Genomic DNA, 2,897 nt, shown 5'->3' on the forward strand with positions numbered 1-2,897 from the left:
GGCTCGGCGAGCGCTTCAGCCGCGTCGTCCAGAACTTCATGGCGCTGATGTCGCGGCAGAAGAAGGTGATCTTCGCCCAGCAGGGCCATGCCCAGATCGCCATCATCCTTCCCTATGTCGTCGTCAGCCCGGCCTATTTCTCCGGCGCGGTGCCGCTCGGCACCCTGACCCAGACCGCAAGCGCCTTCGGCAGCGTGCAGGAATCGCTCTCGTTCTTCGTCACCTTCTATCGCAGCATCGCCGAATGGGCGGCGGTGGTGGACCGGCTCACCGGCTTCAACCGCGCGCTCGACGAGGCCGAGGCGCTGGCGGCGGGCGCCGCCATCGCCGTGAAAACCGATCCAAAGGCGCGCTCGGTCCGTCTTGAGGATCTGTCGGTTCAGCGGCCCGATGGCACAAAGCTTGCGGCGGCAAGCCAGGAATTCCAGCCGCAGGAGCATGTCCTGGTCAGCGGGCCGTCAGGAGCCGGCAAGTCGACGCTGTTTCGTGCCCTTGCCGGGCTTTGGCCATTCGGTCAGGGTCGGGTCGTGATCCCTGCGGATGCGCGGATCATGGTGCTGCCGCAGCGGCCATATTTCCCCGAGACCACGCTTGCCAACGCGCTGTCCTATCCCGCCTCCGGCGCCTTCGATGAGGCGAGCCTGACCGAAGCGCTGCGCGCCGTCGGCTTGCCACAGTTGATCGGGCGGCTGAACGACGAGGCGCACTGGAACCGGATCCTCTCGCTCGGCGAACAGCAACGGCTGGGGATCGCGCGCGCGCTTCTGCAAAAGCCGGATTATCTGTTTCTGGACGAGGCGACGGCCTCGCTCGACGAGCCGTCCGAAGCCCGGCTGTATGGACTGCTGCACGAGCGGCTGAAGGGCACGACGATCGTGTCGATCGGCCACCGCTCGACCTTGACCGACCTGCACCACCGGCAGGTGTCGCTCGAGCCCGCCGGCGACGGCACGCACACGCTCACGAATTCAAAGCCGGCCGCCGCGGCCGAATGAGGCCGCAGGACGCTACCACCACCGCTCCGGCCAGCGGCTGCGGCGCACGAAATTGGTCCAGAGATAGGTGAAGGCAAGCAGCAGCAGCGCGCCCGCCGCGACCGGCACCAGCACGAAGCTCCACGACATGCCGTTCATGACGATGATCAGCGGATTGATTCCGGCCGGCGGATGAAAACTGTCGGTCGCGAGCATCGCCAGCATCGCAACGCCGACCGCAAGCGCGGCCACCCAGGCTTCCGGGCCGGCAAGTTTAATCGCCGCCACGCCCACCAGCGCCGACAATATGTGCCCGCCAACCAGCGCGCGGGGCTGCGCCGGGGCGGCGTCCGGGGTCCCGGTCACGAGCACGATCGAGGTTGCGAACGGGATCGAGGCCAGCGGGAATTCCGCCTGCAGGGACAACAGGTACATCAGACTGATCGCGGCACTGCCGCCGGTGGCCCCAGCCAGCATCAGCCAAAATCGGCGGTCGAGATTCATGCGCGAATGACTGTGCAACGACGATGCCAGTCGCATATCACAAAACAAGAACGGCGGCCTTGCGGCCGCCGTCGTTGCATTGGTGGCACCGATCGCGCCGTTTATTTCAGGTCGGCCAGCGTGGTGTCGAAGGACAGCTTGGCGATATAGGCCTCGCCGCACCACTTCGAGGTCGGTACCCCTGCCGCGTTGAACCCGCTGACGTTGCCGCTGAGTACGCTGCACTCTTCCTTCGACAGATTGGTGTCGTGATAGCGAAGGTCGAGTGTGAGGGCCTTATAGGTGAAGCCGATGCCCGCATTCCAGTAGGTGTAGTCGGGCAGATCCGATTCCGGCAGCGCGACGGTCTGCGTCCCCAGCCAGTAATGCGCGATTTCGCCGGACACATAGGCGCCAACCGGAGCCGTCGACGGCGTCATGACGTATTTCAGGGTGCCGGACAGATAGGTGCCCGAGGCGCCGGTCTTCAGCCAGTCGTCGGCGTAATACACCGCAACGCCGAGCGTCAGGGCGTCGGTCGCTGCCCAGGACAGCTTGCCGTAGACTTCCCAGAAGTCGGTATCGAATGCGACGCCGTCGATGCCTTCCTTGGGATAGTGGTAATACCAGAAGCCGAAGTCCCAGGTCAGCTTGTCGTAGGTCAGGCGGACACCGCCGTAATAGTCCATCTCGACCGTCGGGTTGGTCGCGAGGTCGACGCTGATTCCGGCGACGGCAGCGTAGAAGGTCACGGCTTCGCTGGCCTTGAACTGACCCTCGAAATAGGCGCCCGCCGACGGGCCGCGGTCGGATTGCGAAATGCCGCGGAAATTGTAGTCGGTCATCACCGCGCCGCCGATGGCGACGTTCCAGGGATTGACCGCAGCCGGCGCCGGCGGCGCCTTGTAGACCGGTGCAATATCTGCGGCGAGTGCCGGCGCGCCGGTCATGACGGCCGCGGCGACCATGGCCGGCATCACGTATTTCTTCATGGATAGCCCCTTTAAATTCGACGCTTTCGGTGACTGAAGCCGGCCACCATTCGCGACCGGAAAAGCCAACCACCGAAACGCCACCCCCTGCAGTTGCAGTTGCGGCAATTCCGCACACAACGGGCTTTCATCGCCAACGCGAAACTTTGCGCATCTGCTGCCCTTTTGGGCGTTTCGGCCTCCAAACCGGCCCAATTCACACCCCGCTGTCACAATCCCTTAAACATGTTGCAGGAAAGCAACGAAAAACGCCGGGAAATCCCATGTTTCCCGGCGTTCCAGAACGAATACGGCAGCGAAATCGGGCGATCAGGCCGCCTTCTTGCGATTCGCTTCCAGGCGCTGGTCGACCAGCGCCACTTGCGCATCGATGGCCGGCAGGCTCAGCCCCTTCTGCTTGGCAATGAGTTGTACCAGCTTGTCGGCGCGCTCGATATGCGGAGCACCA

At 64.2% G+C, this 2,897-nt stretch carries 3 protein-coding genes; 1 reads left to right on the forward strand and 2 read right to left on the reverse strand.

Going from position 1 to position 2,897, the window contains the following annotated elements; genetic code table 11:
* Positions 1 to 995: ABC transporter ATP-binding protein/permease (locus ACK41X_RS23280; RefSeq protein WP_409728649.1), on the forward strand; the 995-nt coding region annotated here is incomplete at its 5' end.
* Between the two features lie 12 nt (positions 996 to 1,007).
* On the opposite strand, the gene ACK41X_RS23285 is transcribed toward ACK41X_RS23280, so the two are convergent.
* Both ACK41X_RS23285 and ACK41X_RS23290 read right to left on the reverse strand, forming a co-directional pair.
* Positions 1,008 to 1,478 (reverse strand): HPP family protein, encoded by a 471-nt coding sequence (locus tag ACK41X_RS23285; RefSeq protein ID WP_409728651.1) that lies wholly within the window; start codon positions 1,476 to 1,478, stop codon positions 1,008 to 1,010.
* Positions 1,479 to 1,579: 101 nt separating this feature from the next.
* The gene (locus ACK41X_RS23290; RefSeq protein ID WP_409728653.1) at positions 1,580 to 2,449 is read right to left on the reverse strand and encodes a TorF family putative porin; all 870 of its coding nucleotides are present in this window, start codon (positions 2,447 to 2,449) and stop codon (positions 1,580 to 1,582) included.
* Positions 2,450 to 2,897: the final 448 nt, after the last annotated feature.

Origin of the sequence: Pseudorhodoplanes sp. (assembly GCF_046289595.1) — a bacterium.
Lineage (GTDB): Bacteria > Pseudomonadota > Alphaproteobacteria > Rhizobiales > Xanthobacteraceae > Pseudorhodoplanes.

Coding starts and splice junctions, on each gene's coding strand:
- ACK41X_RS23285 (WP_409728651.1), bottom strand. CDS start 1,478: ATGAATCTCGACCGCCGATTTTGGCTGATGCTGGCTGGGGCCACCGGC.
- ACK41X_RS23290 (WP_409728653.1), bottom strand. CDS start 2,449: ATGAAGAAATACGTGATGCCGGCCATGGTCGCCGCGGCCGTCATGACC.